Raw genomic sequence first — 15,777 nt, forward strand, 5'->3', positions numbered from 1 at the left:
GGCGTCGCTAGAGGCAAGGAGGGCGCATGAGCGGATCGATTGGCGTGATCATTGTCGCGGCCGGACTGGGCAACCGTTTTCGCCAGGTGGCCGGCCCCGACAAGGACAAGTTATTGGCTGACTGCACGGGGCGCGACGGCGCCGTCCGTTCGGTGATCGAGCAGGTGCTGGTCAATTTGCCAGCTTCCCTGGAAAAACGCGTGCTGGTGACCCGTGAGGGGCGTCCACAGGCCATTCGCATGGCCCAGGCCTATGGATGCGATGTCGTCGAACTGGACTCCCCCGGCCTGGGCGACAGCATCGCAGCCGGCATCCAGGCATGCCCGGACCTCGATGGTTGGTTGATAGTGCTGGCAGACATGCCATTTATCCTGCCATCCAGCATTGAGCGGGTGGCGGCTGGCATTCGCGAGGATGGCGTCTGCGTACCGGTACTCGCGGGAGAATATGGGCATCCCGTAGGGTTTGGTCGCGAGTTCGGCCCGAAATTGATGGCGCTGACAGGCGATCACGGCGCCAAGGTACTGTTTGCCGGAGCCCAAGTGGTTGAGGTTGCTGTGGATGATCCTGGTGTGGTTTGGGATGTGGATGTGCCTGAGGCGCTGAGTTTTCAGTAACCACACTGATGTCGACTGAGCCACCGCCATCGCGAGCAGGCTCGCTCCCACAGGTTCTGTGGTGGGTTGAGAATTTGTGATTGCCGCAAATCCCCTGTGGGAGCGAGCCTGCTCGCGATGACGGAGATACTTTCAATATCAATGCAAGCTGAATCACCGCTTTCGCGAGCAAGCCCGCTCCCACATTTTTCTGTGGTGGGTTGAGAATTTATGATTGCCGCAAATCCCCTGTGGGAGCGAGCCTGCTCGCGAAGACGGAGGTACTTTCAATATCAATGCAAGCTGAATCACCGCTTTCGCGAGCAGGCTCGCTCCCACAGGTTCTGTGGTGGGTTGAGAATTTGTGATTGTCGCAAATTCCCTGCGGGAGCGAGCCTGCTCGCGATGACGATCTGATAGTCGACACGAAATAAAAAGCCCCGCCTGGCATCACCAGGCGGGGCTTTTTATTGGGCGATGGAATCAGGCGTGAGGTTTGGGCTCGTGCTCTTTTTCCATTGGGGCGCGATGAGGCGTGACTTCTTCAGCTTCAGCGGAAGGCTGAGCTTCGTCGGTCACCGGCGCCGATTCAACCGGGGCTGGTTCGGCTGCGGCTTCAGTCACCGGGGCAGGGGATGCCTCGACAACTTCCACTGCTGGGGCCGGCTCAGCAGCACGGGCCTGGGCGGCAGCCTCTTCGGCTTCCTTCTGCAGACGCTCGGCTTCACGCTTGCGACGACGCACTTCACGCGGATCGTTTGGAGCGCGACCGTTCGCGGTCAAGGCGCTGGCGGGAGCAGGCTCCTCGACGGGGGCCGGTGCTTCGGCAACTACCGGGGCTTCAACCACTGGCGCTGGCTCGACCACTGCTGGCTCGGCTGCCTTGACAGGCTCTGGCATCGGCTCTGGCTCGACCGCCGGTGCCGGTGCGGCAGGTTCCGGGTTCCAGTTGAACGCGGTCTGCTCTTCACGCACAGGTGCCGCTGCTTTTTCCTCGGTGCCCGCTTCAACAGGCGTTTCAACGGCAGGTTCTGCGGCCTCTACCGGCTGTTCGACGACCGGTGCAGGCTCGACGGCGGCTTCGGCTTCAGGCTGGGCTTCACGCGCTGGCGCAACTTCCACTTCTGGCGAAGCAGTCACTTCTACCGGGGTAGTGGCTTCGACCACTGGTGTTTCAACCGGCGCATTTTCCACCGCAGCGGTAGCGCGTTCGGCCTGTTCATTGGCCTGGGCCTCGGCTGGAGCGCTGATGGTGCTGCTGGCAACTGCCGCAGTCACGGCCAGGCCGGCGGCCAGGTCTGCAGTGCTTGGCGCCTCGGTGGATTCGGACTCTTCCGAGCCTTCGATCACATTACCGTTGGCATCACGTTGACGCTCACGACGGTTGCTGCGACGACGCTGGCCACGGGAGCGGCGGCGTGGACGATCGCCTTCGGCGTTGTCCTGGCCGTCTTCCTGCAGTTGCTCTTCGGCGTTCAGCACTTCTTCTTCGCTGGCAGCGGCGGCAGCCTGCTCGGCGCGTGGTTGACGCTCTTCACGCGGAGGGCGTGGTGCGCGCTCTTCGCGAGGCTGGCGCGCTGGACGCTCTTCAGCGGTGGCGGCAGCGGCCGGGGCGGCATCCAGAGGCTCGCGCAGTTCACGTACACGCTCTTCACGCTCGCCACGAGGCTTGCGATCTTCACGCGGGGCGCGCGGTTGACGCTCTTCACGTGGTGGACGTGGTGCACGCTCTTCACGGGCTACGGTCGACACTTCCTCACGGGCTTCGCGAGGCTGGCGCTCTTCACGAGGCTCACGTGGTGCGCGCTCTTCACGCGGTGCACGTTCTTCGCGTGGCTTGCGCTCTTCGTCACGACGACCGTTACGGTTGCGGGTCTGCTGGCGACCGTTACGGCGTTCTTCGTTGCGGGCAGGACGCTCGGTGGCGGCAGGCTTGGCAACCACGGCTGGTGCGGCAGGCTCTTCCTTGGTCGCGAACAGGCTGACCAGCGACTTCACCAGGCCCTTGAACAGGCTTGGCTCAGGTGCAGCAACCGGAGCCGGTGCCGGTGCGACGACTTCGGTCGGAACCGGAGCATTGGCGCGGGCAGGAGCCGTCTTCACGGCGGCTTCCTGGCGAACCAGGGTGCGAGTGGCAGCAGCCGGCTGGACTTCTTCCACTTCGGCAGCGGCAGCGGCGATTTCGTAGCTGGACTGGTTGTTGTGGGCTTCCGGGCTGTCGTCGCGCAGGCGCTGGACTTCGAAATGCGGCGTCTCGAGGTGATCGTTCGGCAGGATCACGATGCGAGCGCGGGTGCGCAGCTCGATCTTGGTGATCGAGTTGCGTTTTTCGTTGAGCAGGAACGCCGCCACCGGGATCGGCACCTGGGCGCGGACTTCGGCGGTGCGGTCTTTCAGGGCTTCTTCTTCGATCAGGCGCAGGATCGCCAGGGACAGCGACTCGACGTCACGGATGATGCCGGTGCCGTTGCAGCGTGGGCAGACGATGCCGCTGCTTTCGCCCAGGGACGGACGCAGGCGCTGACGGGACATTTCCAGCAGGCCGAAGCGCGAGATGCGCCCGACTTGTACGCGGGCGCGGTCGGCTTCCAGGCACTCACGGACTTTTTCTTCCACGGCGCGCTGGTTCTTGGCCGGGGTCATGTCGATGAAGTCGATGACGATCAGGCCGCCGATGTCGCGCAGGCGCAACTGACGGGCGATTTCCTCGGCCGCTTCAAGGTTGGTCTGCAGAGCGGTTTCTTCGATGTCGCTGCCTTTGGTGGCGCGCGCCGAGTTGATGTCGATGGACACCAGGGCTTCGGTCGGATCGATGACGATGGAGCCGCCGGACGGCAGTTCGACGACGCGCTGGAAGGCGGTCTCGATCTGGCTTTCGATCTGGAAACGGTTGAACAGCGGAACGCTGTCTTCGTAGAGCTTGATCTTGCTGGCGTACTGCGGCATCACCTGGCGAATGAAGGTCAGGGCTTCGTCCTGGGCTTCGACGCTGTCGATCAGCACCTCACCAATGTCCTGGCGCAGGTAATCGCGGATGGCGCGGATGATGACGTTGCTTTCCTGGTAGATCAGGAACGGCGCGGAGCGATCCAGCGAAGCTTCCTTGATGGCAGTCCACAGTTGCAGCAGGTAGTCGAGGTCCCACTGCATCTCTTCGCTGCTGCGGCCAAGGCCGGCAGTGCGCACGATCAGGCCCATGTCGGCTGGGGCAACCAGGCCGTTGAGGGCTTCACGCAGTTCGTTGCGCTCTTCGCCTTCGATGCGGCGGGAGATGCCGCCGGCACGCGGGTTGTTCGGCATCAGGACCAGGTAACGGCCGGCCAGGCTGATGAAGGTGGTCAGGGCGGCGCCCTTGTTGCCACGTTCTTCTTTTTCGACCTGGACGATGACTTCCTGGCCTTCGCTCAGGACGTCCTTGATGTTGACGCGGCCTTCAGGGGCTTTCTTGAAGTATTCGCGGGAGATTTCTTTGAGGGGCAGGAAGCCGTGGCGCTCGGAGCCGAAATCGACAAAGGCAGCCTCAAGGCTTGGTTCGATGCGAGTAATCCGGCCTTTATAGATGTTGGCCTTCTTCTGCTCGCGTGCACCGGATTCGATATCCAGGTCGTAGAGGCGCTGGCCGTCTACCAGTGCAACACGCAACTCTTCGGGTTGAGTTGCGTTAATCAGCATTCTTTTCATGTAGTACCGTCGGTTTCCGGGCTGCCGGAAACGGCGTTCGGCACACACGACTTCTCACGGTCGGTGTCAGGTGCGTCATGGAAGTGGCTGACCACTCCAGTGTCCAGCGAGTTCGGCCCAATGATGGCGAAGTCGCGACGGACGCGTCCTGCTTGCTGGTACTCAAGCACTCAGTCAGGAGGAGGAATCAACCGGCGTCTGTGGACGAGATGAAGCGTCTGAAACAAGCCTAGTGCTACACAGTCCGACGGTTGTACATCTCCACCCTACACGTATCCCTGATAATTCGGGTGCTGCCGCGCGCAGAATCCGCAGCGGGTTGGCATTTACCGTGAGCTCCGGAAAGGGGAGGTCACGCATCATGGCTAATTAGGCGTTGTTTCCGCAGCTTTCGCCCGGGGTCGTTCGCAACTGACTGCACTTTGTGAACTGGCCGTGAATGTGGCGCGCAAGGCGAGTGAATACTCTGCTTTGCGGCGTATTTCAGGCCTCATGTCACCTGCGCTCGTTACACCTGCAAACTCTACCGAATCGTGGCAAAAGCCCCGTAGGACGGCCTCTCGTCCTCGTGAATTGCGTTGGTCAGGGCCGGTTTTTGACCGTTAGTCCGCTGTCCAGCCACTTTTGGCGGCGTTCGCGACTATAGCAGCAATGATTAAGTGCTTCAATTCCATAAAAAATTGTTATGATCGCCGCCATGACGACTACTGCCCCTTCGACCCCGAGCGTTCAACTGCTCGAGGTCTCGCCGGAATATGCCGGCCAACGAATCGATAACTTCCTTCTCGCCCGGCTCAAGGGCGTGCCCAAGACCTTGATTTATCGCATTTTGCGCAAGGGCGAGGTGCGGGTGAACAAAGGCCGGATCAAGCCGGAGTACAAGCTCCAGGCAGGCGATATCGTGCGCGTGCCGCCGGTTCGCGTGCCCGAGCGCGATGAGCCGGTGCCTGTTGCCCAAGGGCTGCTGCAGCGCCTGGAAGACTCGATTATCTACGAAGACAAAGCGCTGATTGTGATCAACAAGCCCGCAGGCATCGCGGTTCACGGCGGCAGCGGCCTGGATTTCGGTGTGATCGAAGCCTTTCGTCAGTTGCGTCCGGACGCCAAGGAGCTGGAGTTGGTCCACCGCCTGGACCGCGACACCTCCGGGCTGCTGATGATCGCCAAGAAGCGCAGCATGTTGCGCCATCTGCATGAACAATTGCGCGGTGACGGCATCGACAAGCGCTACATGGCGCTGGTGCGCGGTCATTGGGCGACGTCCATCAAGCAGGTCCGGGCTCCGTTGCTCAAGAGCAACCTGCGTTCCGGCGAGCGCATGGTCGAGGTCAACGACGAAGGCAAGGACGCGCTCACTGTGTTCAAGGTGCTGCGGCGTTTCGGTGACTTCGCCACCATGGTGGAGGCCAAGCCGGTGACCGGTCGTACCCACCAGATTCGTGTCCACACATTGCATGCTGGCCATTGCATCGCCGGTGACCCCAAATACGGGGACGACGATTTCACCCGTGAGATCCGCGAACTCGGCGGAAAACGCCTGTTTCTGCATGCCTATATGTTGACGGTGCCGCTGCCTGATGGGGGCGAGCTGAAGTTGCAGGCACCCGTGGACGCCATGTGGGCCAAGACTGTGGAGCGATTGAGTGCATCCTGACTACAAGCTCCTGATCTTCGATTGGGACGGCACCCTGGCCAATTCCATCGGTCGGATCGTGGAGTCGATGCATGTCGCATCCGACCGTACGGGTTTTGCCAGGCGCGATGACTTTGCGGTAAAAGGCATCATCGGTCTCGGATTGCCGGAAGCCATTCGCAGCCTGTATCCGGACATCGATGATGAGGCGCTGGTGGTGTTTCGCCAGCACTACGCTGAACACTACATTGCTCTGGAAGCCGAGCCGTCGCCGTTGTTCGAGGGCGTGGCGGATACCCTTGAGGCGTTGCGGGCAGAGGGCTATCACTTGGCCGTCGCCACCGGGAAGGCTCGTCGCGGGCTGGATCGGGTGCTGAAGGCTCATGGCTGGGAGGATTATTTCGATATCACCCGTGCCGCCGATGAGACCGCCAGCAAGCCGCACCCGCTGATGCTCGAGCAGATCCTGGCGCATTGCGAGGTGCGTCCTGAGCGAGCGCTGATGATCGGGGACTCGTCGTTTGATCTGCAGATGGCGCGCAATGCCGGCATGGGCTCGGTGGCCGTCAGCTACGGCGCGCAGACGATCGAGGCGCTGCGGGCGTTCGAGCCGCGACTGGCCATTGACCGTTTTCCTGAGTTGCACGCCTGGCTGAGCCGGCACACCGATTAAATTTGTTGAAGGATGCAAGTATGACCGATGAATGGAAGGCACCGGCCAAGGCAAGCGCTGACAACGGTGACGACAAGAGCTGGAAGTTGCTGGAAAAGACCCTCCTGGCTGGGGTGGAGGAGCAGCGTCGTGCGCGCCGCTGGGGCATCTTCTTCAAGTGCCTGGTCTTTATTTATCTTTTCGTCGGGCTGGGGGTCATCATCCAGGCGATCGATATGAAGAAGAATCCCGGCAGCGGTTCGGCCTACACAGCGGTGATCGATATCGAAGGCATGATCGCGGACAAGGAGGCGGCGAGCGCGGACAACATTATCGGCAGCCTGCGGGCCGCGTTCGAGGATTCGAAAGTCAAAGGGGTGGTGCTGCGCATCAACAGTCCGGGCGGCAGCCCGGTGCAGGCGGGCTACGTCTATGACGAGATCGTTCGCCTGCGTGCGGCGCATCCGGACATCAAGGTCTATGCGGTGATTGCCGATCTCGGCGCCTCCGGAGCCTATTACATCGCCAGCGCGGCGGATCAGGTCTATGCCGACAAGGCCAGTCTGGTGGGGTCTATTGGTGTGACCGCCGCTGGTTACGGCTTCGTCGAGACCCTGGACAAGCTCGGTATCGAGCGTCGGGTCTACACCGCCGGTGAGCATAAGTCGTTCCTCGATCCTTTCCAGCCGCAGAAGCCGGAAGAAACCGCTTTCTGGCAGGGGGTGCTCGATACGACCCACAAACAGTTCATCGCCAGCGTCAAGAAAGGCCGGGGTGATCGGCTCAAGGACAAGGAGCACCCGGAACTGTTCTCCGGTCTGGTCTGGTCTGGAGAGCAGGCATTGTCCCTGGGCTTGATCGATGGGTTGGGCAGTGCCAGTTCGGTGGCGCGGGATGTGATCGGTGAGAAGGAGCTGGTGGACTTCACTGTCGAAGAGTCGCCGCTCGATCGTTTCTCGAAGAAGCTGGGGGCGAGCATTGCCGAGCGCCTGGCGATGTGGATGGGGTTCCAGGGCCCGGCATTGCGCTAATCGGCTCAGGGTATCTGCACGCCCTCTGCCAGCAACATATCCACAAGGCGGATCAGGGGCAGGCCGATCAGGCTGGTGGCGTCGGAGCCTTCGGTGCTCTGGAACAGGCTTACGCCCAAGCCCTCGGCCTTGAAGCTGCCGGCGCAATCATAAGGCTGTTCGATCCGCAGGTAGCGCTCGACCCGTTCCGGGTCGAGCGTGCGCATGTTGACGGTAAAGGGCACGCAATCGACCTGGCAGGCGCCAGTCTGGCTGTTGAGCAGTGCCAGGCCAGTGAGGAACGTGACTTGGGTCCCGCTGGCGGCCAGCAGTTGTTCGCGGGCATTGTCGAAGGTGTGGGGTTTGCCCAGGATGCGCTCGCCGAGCACGGCGACCTGGTCCGAGCCGATGATCAGGTGTGCCGGGTGGCTGTCGGCCAGGGCCAGGGCTTTTTCCCGGGCCAGGCGCTTTACCAGTTCCCGGGCGGGCTCGCCGGGGCGGTGGCTTTCGTCGATATCCGGCGAGCTGCAGACGAATGGTAGCCCCAGGCGGGCGAGCAATTCCCGGCGGTAGACCGAGCTGGAGGCAAGTAATAAAGGCAGCATGGGCATCTCCAAAAGTCAGGGGCGAATTCTAGCGTCCTGTCTCCGAAATAAGCTGTTCATTTTTGGCGGCGTCTTGGGTGCCCGGCCGGCATCGCCACTCCTCGCCATAGCCCTGCTATGACTCGTCGCGGCGCCTTGGCCGAACACCCAAGCCACTCGCCAAAAGAGAACGTATTTCCGAGACAGGACGCTAGCGAGGCGGGCAAGTGACGGACAGGGCTGAATTTCCTTTGACATGGGCGGGGGCATCCCTATAATGCTGCGCCTATGTTGAATGACCCGATTCCACCTCACGTTGACCCGCGCAAATTGGCTGATCGTGGCACCACCCTTCAAGGTGAACTGCTGCTGGCCGATTTGAAGAGACTCTGCGACCCGCTTTCCGACGATGTCGGTACGGTCCAGGCCAAATTCGTTTTTGAACGAGATGAACGTAAATCTGTGGTAATCCACAGCTTTATCGACACTGAAGTCAAAATGGTTTGCCAGCGTTGTCTTGAGCTGGTCACCCTGCCGATCCACAGCGAATGCAGTTACGCCGTGGTGAAGGAGGGTGCGAATACCCAGTCGTTGCCGAAAGGTTATGACGTGCTGGAACTGGGCGAAGATCCATTGGATCTGCAGTCACTGATCGAGGAGGAGCTTCTGCTCGCCTTGCCCATTGTGCCTGCTCATCATCCGGAAGAATGCCAGCAGCCGGCGGGAGCAGATGAACCCGAACCGAGCGAGGACGAGGTAACGCGGTCCAACCCGTTCAGTGTATTGGCGCAGTTAAAGCGTGACCCAAACGTTTAGGAGTTAATCAATTATGGCTGTTCAGCAGAACAAAAAATCCCGCTCTGCCCGTGACATGCGCCGTTCGCACGACGCTCTCGAGGCTAGCACCCTGTCCGTAGAAAAAACCACTGGTGAAGTTCACCTGCGTCACCACGTATCGCCAGAAGGCGTATACCGTGGTCGTAAAGTGATCGACAAGGGCGCTGACGAGTAATCCTTGTCCGCTCAAGTCATCGCAATTGACGCAATGGGCGGGGACTTCGGTCCCCGCAGCATTGTTCAGGCCAGCCTTGCTTGTCTGAATGCAACACCCTCGCTGCACCTGACCCTCGTTGGTCAACCCTCCCTTCTTGAAGAAATGCTCAGTGGCCAAGCGGCTGCGGATCGTGCGCGCCTGACGATTACCCCTGCGTCCGAAGTCATCACCATGGACGAAAAGCCGGCCCAGGCCTTGCGCGGCAAGCCTGACGCGTCGATGCGGGTGGCTCTTGAGCTGCTGCGCGACGACAAGGTCCAGGCCTGTGTCAGTGCCGGAAATACGGGGGCGTTGATGGCGCTGTCGCGCTATGTGCTCAAGACCCTGCCGGGCATCGACCGGCCGGCCATGGTCGCGGCGATCCCGACCCGCAGAGGCTTCTGCCAGTTACTCGACCTGGGGGCCAATGTCGATTGCAGCGCCGAGCACCTGCTGCAATTTGCGGTGATGGGTTCGGTGGCGGCCGAAACCCTAGGTATCGCGCGCCCTCGCGTGGCGCTGCTGAACATCGGAACCGAAGACATCAAGGGCAACCAGCAGGTCAAGCTGGCCGCCACGTTGTTGCAGCGCGCTCGGGGAATCAACTACATCGGTTTCGTCGAGGGCGATGGTTTGTACCGGGGCGAGGCGGACGTGGTGGTGTGTGACGGCTTCGTCGGCAACATCCTGCTCAAGTCCAGCGAGGGCCTGGCAACCATGATCGGCGAGCGGATCGAGAGCCTGTTCCGGCAGAGCCTGGCCTCGCGGGTGGTGGGAGCCCTGGCGTTGCCCTTGATGCGTCGCCTGCAGGCGGACCTGGCGCCAGCGCGGCATAACGGGGCCAGTTTTCTCGGGTTGCAGGGGATTGTGATCAAAAGTCATGGGTCGGCAGGCGTGCAGGGTTTTCAAAGCGCTATCAACCGGGCGGTGATCGAAATCCAGGAGAACCTGCCCGAGCGCCTGCATGGTCGCCTCGAAGATTTGTTAACTTAGGCGTTTTCGCTCGACAATGCTTAAATGTGACCGGTCGGTTCAACCCGCCATCCAACAGTCAGTTTCCTAGCGCCCCACGGGGCGTCAATTTTTGACGACAAGATCATTAGGGGCTTTGTTTTCATGTCTGCTTCCCTCGCATTCGTCTTTCCAGGACAGGGCTCGCAGTCCCTCGGCATGCTGGCCGAGCTGGGCGCGCAATACCCGTTGATCCTCGAAACATTCAAAGAAGCGTCCGATGCACTCGGCTATGACTTGTGGGCTTTGACCCAGCAAGGGCCCGAAGAGCAGCTCAATCAAACCGATAAAACCCAACCGGCTATCCTGACCGCCTCGGTCGCTCTGTGGCGCCTGTGGCTGGCTGAAGGTGGTGCGCGTCCGGCTTTCGTTGCCGGTCATAGCCTGGGGGAATACAGCGCCCTTGTCGCCGCTGGCAGCCTTGGCCTGGGCGACGCGGTGAAGCTGGTGGAGCGCCGTGGCCAGTTGATGCAGGAGGCCGTTCCGGCCGGGCAGGGCGGCATGGCCGCGATTCTCGGCCTGGAAGATGCCGATGTGCTGGCAGCCTGCGCCGAGGCGGCGCAGGGCGATGTGGTCAGTGCGGTGAACTTCAACTCCCCGGGCCAGGTCGTGATCGCCGGTGCCAAGGCTGCGGTCGAGCGCGCCATTGAAGGCTGCAAGGCTCGTGGTGCCAAGCGCGCCATGCCGTTGCCGGTCAGTGTGCCGTCGCACTGTGAATTGATGCGTCCTGCTGCCGAGCGCTTCGCCGAATCCATTGCCGCCATTGATTGGCAGGCACCGCAGATTCCCGTGGTGCAGAATGTCAGCGCTGATGTTGCGCCAGACCTCGAGACCCTCAAGCGCGACCTGCTGGAACAGCTCTACAAGCCGGTTCGCTGGGTCGAATCGGTGCAGACCCTGGCGGCCAAGGGCGCGACCGAACTGGTCGAGTGCGGCCCAGGCAAGGTGCTGGCCGGTCTGAACAAACGCTGCGCCGAAGGCGTGTCGACTTCCAATCTCAACACCCCAGACGCTTTCGCTGCCGCCCGTGCAGCGCAGGCCTGAACAGGAGAAGCTTGCATGAGTCTGCAAGGTAAAGTTGCACTGGTGACCGGTGCAAGCCGCGGCATCGGCCAGGCCATTGCCCTGGAACTGGGTCGCCAAGGCGCCATCGTTGTCGGCACCGCGACTTCCGCTTCGGGCGCCGAGCGTATCGCCGCGACCCTGAAGGAAAACGGTATTCAAGGCACGGGCCTTGAGCTGAACGTTACCAGTGACGAATCCGTCACGGCGGTGCTGGCCAGCATCCAGGAACAGTTCGGTGTCCCGGCTATCCTGGTCAATAATGCCGGTATCACTCGTGATAACCTCATGATGCGGATGAAAGATGACGAATGGTTCGACGTGATCGACACCAACCTGAACAGTCTGTATCGGCTGTCCAAGGGCGTTCTGCGCGGCATGACCAAGGCCCGTTGGGGGCGGATCATCAGTATCGGTTCGGTTGTGGGTGCCATGGGCAACGCCGGCCAAGTAAACTATGCTGCGGCCAAGGCCGGTCTGGAAGGTTTCAGCCGTGCGCTGGCGCGTGAAGTGGGTTCGCGGTCGATTACGGTAAACTCGGTCGCACCGGGTTTTATCGACACCGACATGACCCGTGAACTGCCGGAAGCACAGCGTGAAGCCTTGTTGACACAAATTCCGCTGGGGCGCCTGGGGCAGGCCGAAGAGATCGCGTCCGTGGTCGCTTTTCTTGCATCCGACGCTGCGGCATACGTGACCGGGGCTACAATCCCGGTGAACGGCGGGATGTACATGAGTTAAATGTGACGGATTGCTTCAAAAAAATGTCATACGAGCTGTCTAAAATCCGTTATAAAGCTGCAACTTATTTATAGACGGCGGGCCGTCAGGGTTCGAAGGAAAAGCTTTCGGTTGAAAAATCGAAAAGCCTTTCTATACACTTACCCACCGGCCAGTTGCCTGAATTGTCCATTAGGAGTGAAAACAAGGTATGAGCACCATCGAAGAGCGCGTCAAGAAAATCGTTGCCGAGCAACTGGGCGTTAAGGAAGATGAAGTCAAGAATGAAGCATCTTTCGTTGAAGACCTGGGTGCCGACTCCCTTGACACCGTTGAGCTGGTGATGGCTCTGGAAGAGGAATTCGAGACCGAAATCCCTGACGAAGAAGCTGAAAAAATCACTACTGTACAAGCTGCTATCGACTACGTTACCGCCCATCAGGCGTAACCTTTTTAGTCGTCGCTTGCTGTCATGGAAAAACCGCACTGCCATTACGGCGTGCGGTTTTTTCTTTAGGCCTGATGAAAAGTCGTCATTAGAAAAAGGAGAGTGCTGTGTCGCGTAGACGCGTCGTAGTCACCGGTATGGGTATGTTGTCGCCACTGGGCACGGATGTGCCGAGCAGCTGGCAGGGCATTCTGGCTGGCCGTAGTGGCATTGGTCTGATCGAACACACCGACCTTTCTGCCTATTCCACCCGTTTTGGCGGCTCGGTAAAGGGCTTCAATGTCGAGGAATACCTGTCGGTCAAGGAAGCCCGCAAGCTTGATCTGTTCATCCAGTACGGCCTGGCTGCCGGTTTTCAGGCGGTGCGCAACGCCGGCCTGGAAGTCACCGATGCCAACCGTGAACGCATCGGTGTGGCCATGGGTTCGGGTATTGGCGGCTTGACCAATATCGAAGAAACCAGCCGCACGCTGCACGATTCGGGACCGCGACGGATTTCTCCGTTCTTCGTACCGGGCTCGATCATCAATATGATTTCCGGTTTCCTGTCCATCCACCTGGGTGCACAGGGACCCAACTATGCCATTGCCACGGCATGTACCACGGGCACCCACTGCATTGGCATGGCCGCGCGCAACATCATGTACGACGAAGCTGACGTGATGATCGCTGGCGGCGCCGAGATGGCGGCTTGTGGTCTCGGTATGGGCGGCTTTGGCGCCTCCCGTGCACTGTCGACCCGCAACGACGAGCCGGCCCGTGCCAGCCGACCTTGGGACAAGGGCCGCGATGGCTTCGTGCTGTCCGACGGTGCTGGTGCGCTGGTACTCGAGGAGCTGGAGCACGCCAAGGCGCGTGGCGCGACCATCTATGCCGAACTGGTTGGCTTTGGAACCAGCGGTGACGCGTATCACATGACCTCGCCGCCGGCCGATGGCGCCGGTGCTGCCCGATGCATCGCCAATGCCTTGCGTGACGCGAAGGTCAACAGCGAGCAGGTGCAATACATCAACGCCCATGGCACATCGACCCCGGCGGGCGACCTCGCCGAAGCCCAGGCGATCAAGACCGTGTTCGGCGAGCATGCCTACAAACTGGCCGTCAGCTCGACCAAGTCGATGACCGGTCACTTGCTGGGTGCCGCAGGCGCGGTAGAGGCGATCTTCAGCGTGCTGGCGATCAACAGCCAGGTGGCGCCGCCGACCATCAACCTCGACGAACCGGACGAAGGCTGCGACCTGGACTTCGTTCCGCACACCGCCCGGGGCATGGACATCGATGTGGTGCTGTCCAACTCCTTCGGCTTCGGTGGCACCAACGGCTCGCTGGTGTTCCGCCGGTTTGCCGGTTGATGGACAGCTGGGTCGACGGTCAGCCGGCTGACGTTCTGTCGCTGAAGGATCGCGGCCTGGCTTATGGCGATGGGTTGTTCGAAACCATCGCCGTGCGCAATGGCGAGCCGGTGCTGCTGGCGCGTCATCTGCGGCGGCTCGAGCTGGGCTGCCAGCGGTTGGCGCTCAATCTCGACAACCGCGCATTGAGCGCGGAACTGAGCGCCTACGCGCAACGCCTGGGTGAAGGTGTGCTGAAGCTGATTGTGACCCGTGGCGACAGCCTGCGCGGTTATGCCGCCGCCCCTTCGGCCCAGGTTCGGCGCATCCTGCAAGGGAATCCTCCGGCCGCTTATCCTGCTGCCCACGCCGAGCAGGGCGTTGCCCTGTTTCCTTGTGCGACTCGCCTGTCCGAGCAGCCGTTGCTGGCCGGCCTCAAACATCTCAACCGTCTTGAACAGGTCATGGCTCGCGCCGAATGGACCGATTCGGAGCACGCCGAAGGCCTGATGCTGGATATGTCCGGGCGGGTGATCGAAGGGGTCTTCAGCAACCTGTTTATCGTGCGTGACGGTGTGTTGATGACAGCTGACCTGAGCCGGTGCGGTGTGGCTGGCGTGATGCGTGCCGAATTATTGTTTCAAGCCGAGTCGCAGGGCATCGCCACTCAAGTGACCGATATCCATCTTGAGCAACTGCACCAGGCCGATGAGGTCTTTGTCTGCAACAGCGTGTATGGCGTGTGGCCGGTACGCGCATGCGGTTCGACACGCTGGTCGGCCGGGCCGCTCACCCGTAAACTGCAGACCCTTGCCCGCGCGTTATTGGATGTTTGATTCGTGAGACGTAAATTCTTGCTGTTGCTGGAAACCGGTCTGGTTCTGGCAGGGCTGCTGTGGGGCGCTTCTGCCTGGAAGATTCATTCGGCGTTGCAACAGCCGCTGAACATCACTCAGGAAGAACTGCTGGAGATTCCTAACGGGACCACCCCGACCAAGACCCTCTATCGCCTTGAGGCTGACGGCCTGATCAGGGACGCGTTCTGGCTGAGGGTGTATTGGCGCTTCAATCTCGCCGGCCAGCCCCTGCACTCCGGCGAATACCGGATGGTGCCGGGCATGACCATGGAAAACCTGATCGGCGTTTGGAAGCGCGGCGAGGTGGTGCAGTACAGCGTGACACTGGTGGAAGGCTGGAATTTCCGTCAGGTCCGTGCGGCACTGGCCAAGGATGAAAAACTCCAGCAGACCCTCACCGGCCTGAGTGACAGCGAGGTGATGGATCGGCTGGGCCACTCCGGGGTGTTCCCCGAAGGGCGGTTTTTCCCGGATACCTATCGCTTCGTGCGCGGAACGTCGGACGTTGATCTTCTGAACAAGGCCTACGACCGGCTTGAAGACGTACTGGCGAGGGAATGGGCCGAACGCGCCGCCGATGTGCCCTATACCCAGCCCTACCAGGCGCTGATCATGGCATCCCTGGTGGAAAAGGAAACCGGCGTACCCCAGGAACGCAGTCAGATTGCCGGTGTGTTCGTGCGTCGTCTGCGCATGGGCATGCTGCTGCAGACCGATCCCACGGTGATCTATGGCCTGGGCGAGCGCTACACTGGCAAACTCACCCGTGCCCATTTGAAAGAAGAGAATCCGTACAACACCTACCTGGTTCCGGGGTTGCCGCCGACGCCGATTGCCATGGTGGGACGCGAGGCGATTCATGCCGCGTTGAATCCTGCGTCGGGAGACAGCCTTTACTTTGTCGCGCGCGGGGATGGCAGCCACGTGTTTTCCGACAATCTGGATGAGCACAACAACGCGGTGCGCGAATACCAGCTCAAGCGTCGCGCCGACTATCGCTCCAGCCCGGCTCCGGCCACGCAGGGTGACTCGGCGCCGATTCCGGCGGCCTCGCCCGATACGGCTCCCGAAGCCCTGCCCCAGGTGCAACCGGAGAAGCCTGCTCCCGAACCGAATGCTGACGAGCTCCCGAGCCCGCAATGACTCTGACTAAGGACTG

At 61.0% G+C, this 15,777-nt stretch carries 15 protein-coding genes; 13 read left to right on the forward strand and 2 right to left on the reverse strand.

From position 1 onward, the window contains the following. Nucleotides 1–26: 26 nt before the first annotated feature. Complete coding sequence (locus FGE05_RS25700) at nt 27–617, forward strand: NTP transferase domain-containing protein (RefSeq protein ID WP_139649358.1); 591 nt, start codon at nt 27–29, stop codon at nt 615–617. Between the two features lie 462 nt (nt 618–1,079). Here the strand turns inward: FGE05_RS25700 and rne are convergent, their stop codons facing one another. Continuing rightward, nucleotides 1,080–4,277 carry a ribonuclease E gene (gene rne / locus FGE05_RS25705; RefSeq protein ID WP_139649361.1) on the reverse strand — a complete coding sequence of 1,066 codons (3,198 nt, stop codon included), beginning with the start codon at nt 4,275–4,277 and terminating at the stop codon, nt 1,080–1,082. A 697-nt stretch (nt 4,278–4,974) separates the two neighbouring features. Between rne and rluC the strand changes: the two genes are divergently transcribed. The 3 genes from rluC to FGE05_RS25720 are packed head-to-tail and all read left to right on the forward strand — an operon-like array spanning nt 4,975 to nt 7,593. Beyond that, nucleotides 4,975–5,931: a 23S rRNA pseudouridine(955/2504/2580) synthase RluC gene (gene rluC / locus FGE05_RS25710; RefSeq protein ID WP_041024287.1), complete on the forward strand. Its 957-nt coding sequence runs from the start codon at nt 4,975–4,977 to the stop codon at nt 5,929–5,931. Beyond that, nucleotides 5,921–6,583, forward strand: coding sequence for an HAD-IA family hydrolase (locus tag FGE05_RS25715; protein WP_139649363.1), 663 nt, complete (start codon nt 5,921–5,923; stop codon nt 6,581–6,583). The genes rluC and FGE05_RS25715 overlap by 11 nt, the downstream gene beginning before the upstream one ends. Nucleotides 6,584–6,603: 20 nt before the next feature. Next, entirely contained in the window at nt 6,604–7,593 is a 990-nt protein-coding gene (locus FGE05_RS25720) for a S49 family peptidase (protein WP_041024284.1), read from the forward strand. A gap of 5 nt (nt 7,594–7,598) precedes the next feature. Here FGE05_RS25720 and FGE05_RS25725 read toward each other — a convergent pair whose 3' ends face one another. Then, nucleotides 7,599–8,177 (reverse strand): nucleoside triphosphate pyrophosphatase, encoded by a 579-nt coding sequence (locus FGE05_RS25725; RefSeq protein ID WP_139649365.1) that lies wholly within the window; start codon nt 8,175–8,177, stop codon nt 7,599–7,601. Between the two features lie 267 nt (nt 8,178–8,444). Between FGE05_RS25725 and FGE05_RS25730 the strand changes: the two genes are divergently transcribed. The 9 genes from FGE05_RS25730 to mltG all read left to right on the forward strand — a co-directional run bounded on the left by FGE05_RS25730 (nt 8,445) and on the right by mltG (nt 15,761). After that, the gene (locus FGE05_RS25730) at nt 8,445–8,972 is read left to right on the forward strand and encodes a YceD family protein (protein ID WP_003204262.1); all 528 of its coding nucleotides are present in this window, start codon (nt 8,445–8,447) and stop codon (nt 8,970–8,972) included. A 13-nt stretch (nt 8,973–8,985) separates the two neighbouring features. After that, nucleotides 8,986–9,168 carry a 50S ribosomal protein L32 gene (rpmF, locus tag FGE05_RS25735; protein WP_003179396.1) on the forward strand — a complete coding sequence of 61 codons (183 nt, stop codon included), beginning with the start codon at nt 8,986–8,988 and terminating at the stop codon, nt 9,166–9,168. A gap of 3 nt (nt 9,169–9,171) precedes the next feature. Then, complete coding sequence (plsX, locus tag FGE05_RS25740; protein WP_139649367.1) at nt 9,172–10,182, forward strand: phosphate acyltransferase PlsX; 1,011 nt, start codon at nt 9,172–9,174, stop codon at nt 10,180–10,182. A gap of 123 nt (nt 10,183–10,305) precedes the next feature. Beyond that, nucleotides 10,306–11,244 (forward strand): ACP S-malonyltransferase, encoded by a 939-nt coding sequence (gene fabD / locus FGE05_RS25745; protein WP_139649369.1) that lies wholly within the window; start codon nt 10,306–10,308, stop codon nt 11,242–11,244. A gap of 15 nt (nt 11,245–11,259) precedes the next feature. Then, nucleotides 11,260–12,003 carry a 3-oxoacyl-ACP reductase FabG gene (gene fabG, locus FGE05_RS25750; protein WP_139649371.1) on the forward strand — a complete coding sequence of 248 codons (744 nt, stop codon included), beginning with the start codon at nt 11,260–11,262 and terminating at the stop codon, nt 12,001–12,003. Between the two features lie 190 nt (nt 12,004–12,193). Further along, nucleotides 12,194–12,430, forward strand: coding sequence for an acyl carrier protein (gene acpP / locus FGE05_RS25755; RefSeq protein WP_139649372.1), 237 nt, complete (start codon nt 12,194–12,196; stop codon nt 12,428–12,430). 107 nt (nt 12,431–12,537) lie between these two features. Continuing rightward, the gene (gene fabF, locus FGE05_RS25760) at nt 12,538–13,782 is read left to right on the forward strand and encodes a beta-ketoacyl-ACP synthase II (RefSeq protein WP_139649375.1); all 1,245 of its coding nucleotides are present in this window, start codon (nt 12,538–12,540) and stop codon (nt 13,780–13,782) included. Beyond that, nucleotides 13,782–14,597 carry an aminodeoxychorismate lyase gene (pabC, locus tag FGE05_RS25765; protein ID WP_139649377.1) on the forward strand — a complete coding sequence of 272 codons (816 nt, stop codon included), beginning with the start codon at nt 13,782–13,784 and terminating at the stop codon, nt 14,595–14,597. The genes fabF and pabC overlap by 1 nt, the downstream gene beginning before the upstream one ends. Nucleotides 14,598–14,600: 3 nt before the next feature. Continuing rightward, nucleotides 14,601–15,761, forward strand: coding sequence for an endolytic transglycosylase MltG (mltG, locus tag FGE05_RS25770; protein ID WP_139649379.1), 1,161 nt, complete (start codon nt 14,601–14,603; stop codon nt 15,759–15,761). Nucleotides 15,762–15,777: the final 16 nt, after the last annotated feature.

Origin of the sequence: Pseudomonas sp. ICMP22404, assembly GCF_006227205.1 — a bacterium.
In the GTDB taxonomy this organism is placed as follows: domain Bacteria; phylum Pseudomonadota; class Gammaproteobacteria; order Pseudomonadales; family Pseudomonadaceae; genus Aquipseudomonas.

Excerpts from the sequence above, each read along its gene's own strand:
- FGE05_RS25700 (WP_139649358.1), top strand. The coding sequence starts at position 27 with ATGAGCGGATCGATTGGCGTGATCATTGTCGCGGCCGGACTGGGCAAC.
- rne (WP_139649361.1), bottom strand. The coding sequence starts at position 4,277 with ATGAAAAGAATGCTGATTAACGCAACTCAACCCGAAGAGTTGCGTGTT.
- rluC (WP_041024287.1), top strand. The coding sequence starts at position 4,975 with ATGACGACTACTGCCCCTTCGACCCCGAGCGTTCAACTGCTCGAGGTC.
- FGE05_RS25720 (WP_041024284.1), top strand. The coding sequence starts at position 6,604 with ATGACCGATGAATGGAAGGCACCGGCCAAGGCAAGCGCTGACAACGGT.
- FGE05_RS25725 (WP_139649365.1), bottom strand. The coding sequence starts at position 8,177 with ATGCTGCCTTTATTACTTGCCTCCAGCTCGGTCTACCGCCGGGAATTG.
- FGE05_RS25730 (WP_003204262.1), top strand. The coding sequence starts at position 8,445 with ATGTTGAATGACCCGATTCCACCTCACGTTGACCCGCGCAAATTGGCT.
- rpmF (WP_003179396.1), top strand. The coding sequence starts at position 8,986 with ATGGCTGTTCAGCAGAACAAAAAATCCCGCTCTGCCCGTGACATGCGC.
- fabD (WP_139649369.1), top strand. The coding sequence starts at position 10,306 with ATGTCTGCTTCCCTCGCATTCGTCTTTCCAGGACAGGGCTCGCAGTCC.
- fabG (WP_139649371.1), top strand. The coding sequence starts at position 11,260 with ATGAGTCTGCAAGGTAAAGTTGCACTGGTGACCGGTGCAAGCCGCGGC.
- acpP (WP_139649372.1), top strand. The coding sequence starts at position 12,194 with ATGAGCACCATCGAAGAGCGCGTCAAGAAAATCGTTGCCGAGCAACTG.
- pabC (WP_139649377.1), top strand. The coding sequence starts at position 13,782 with ATGGACAGCTGGGTCGACGGTCAGCCGGCTGACGTTCTGTCGCTGAAG.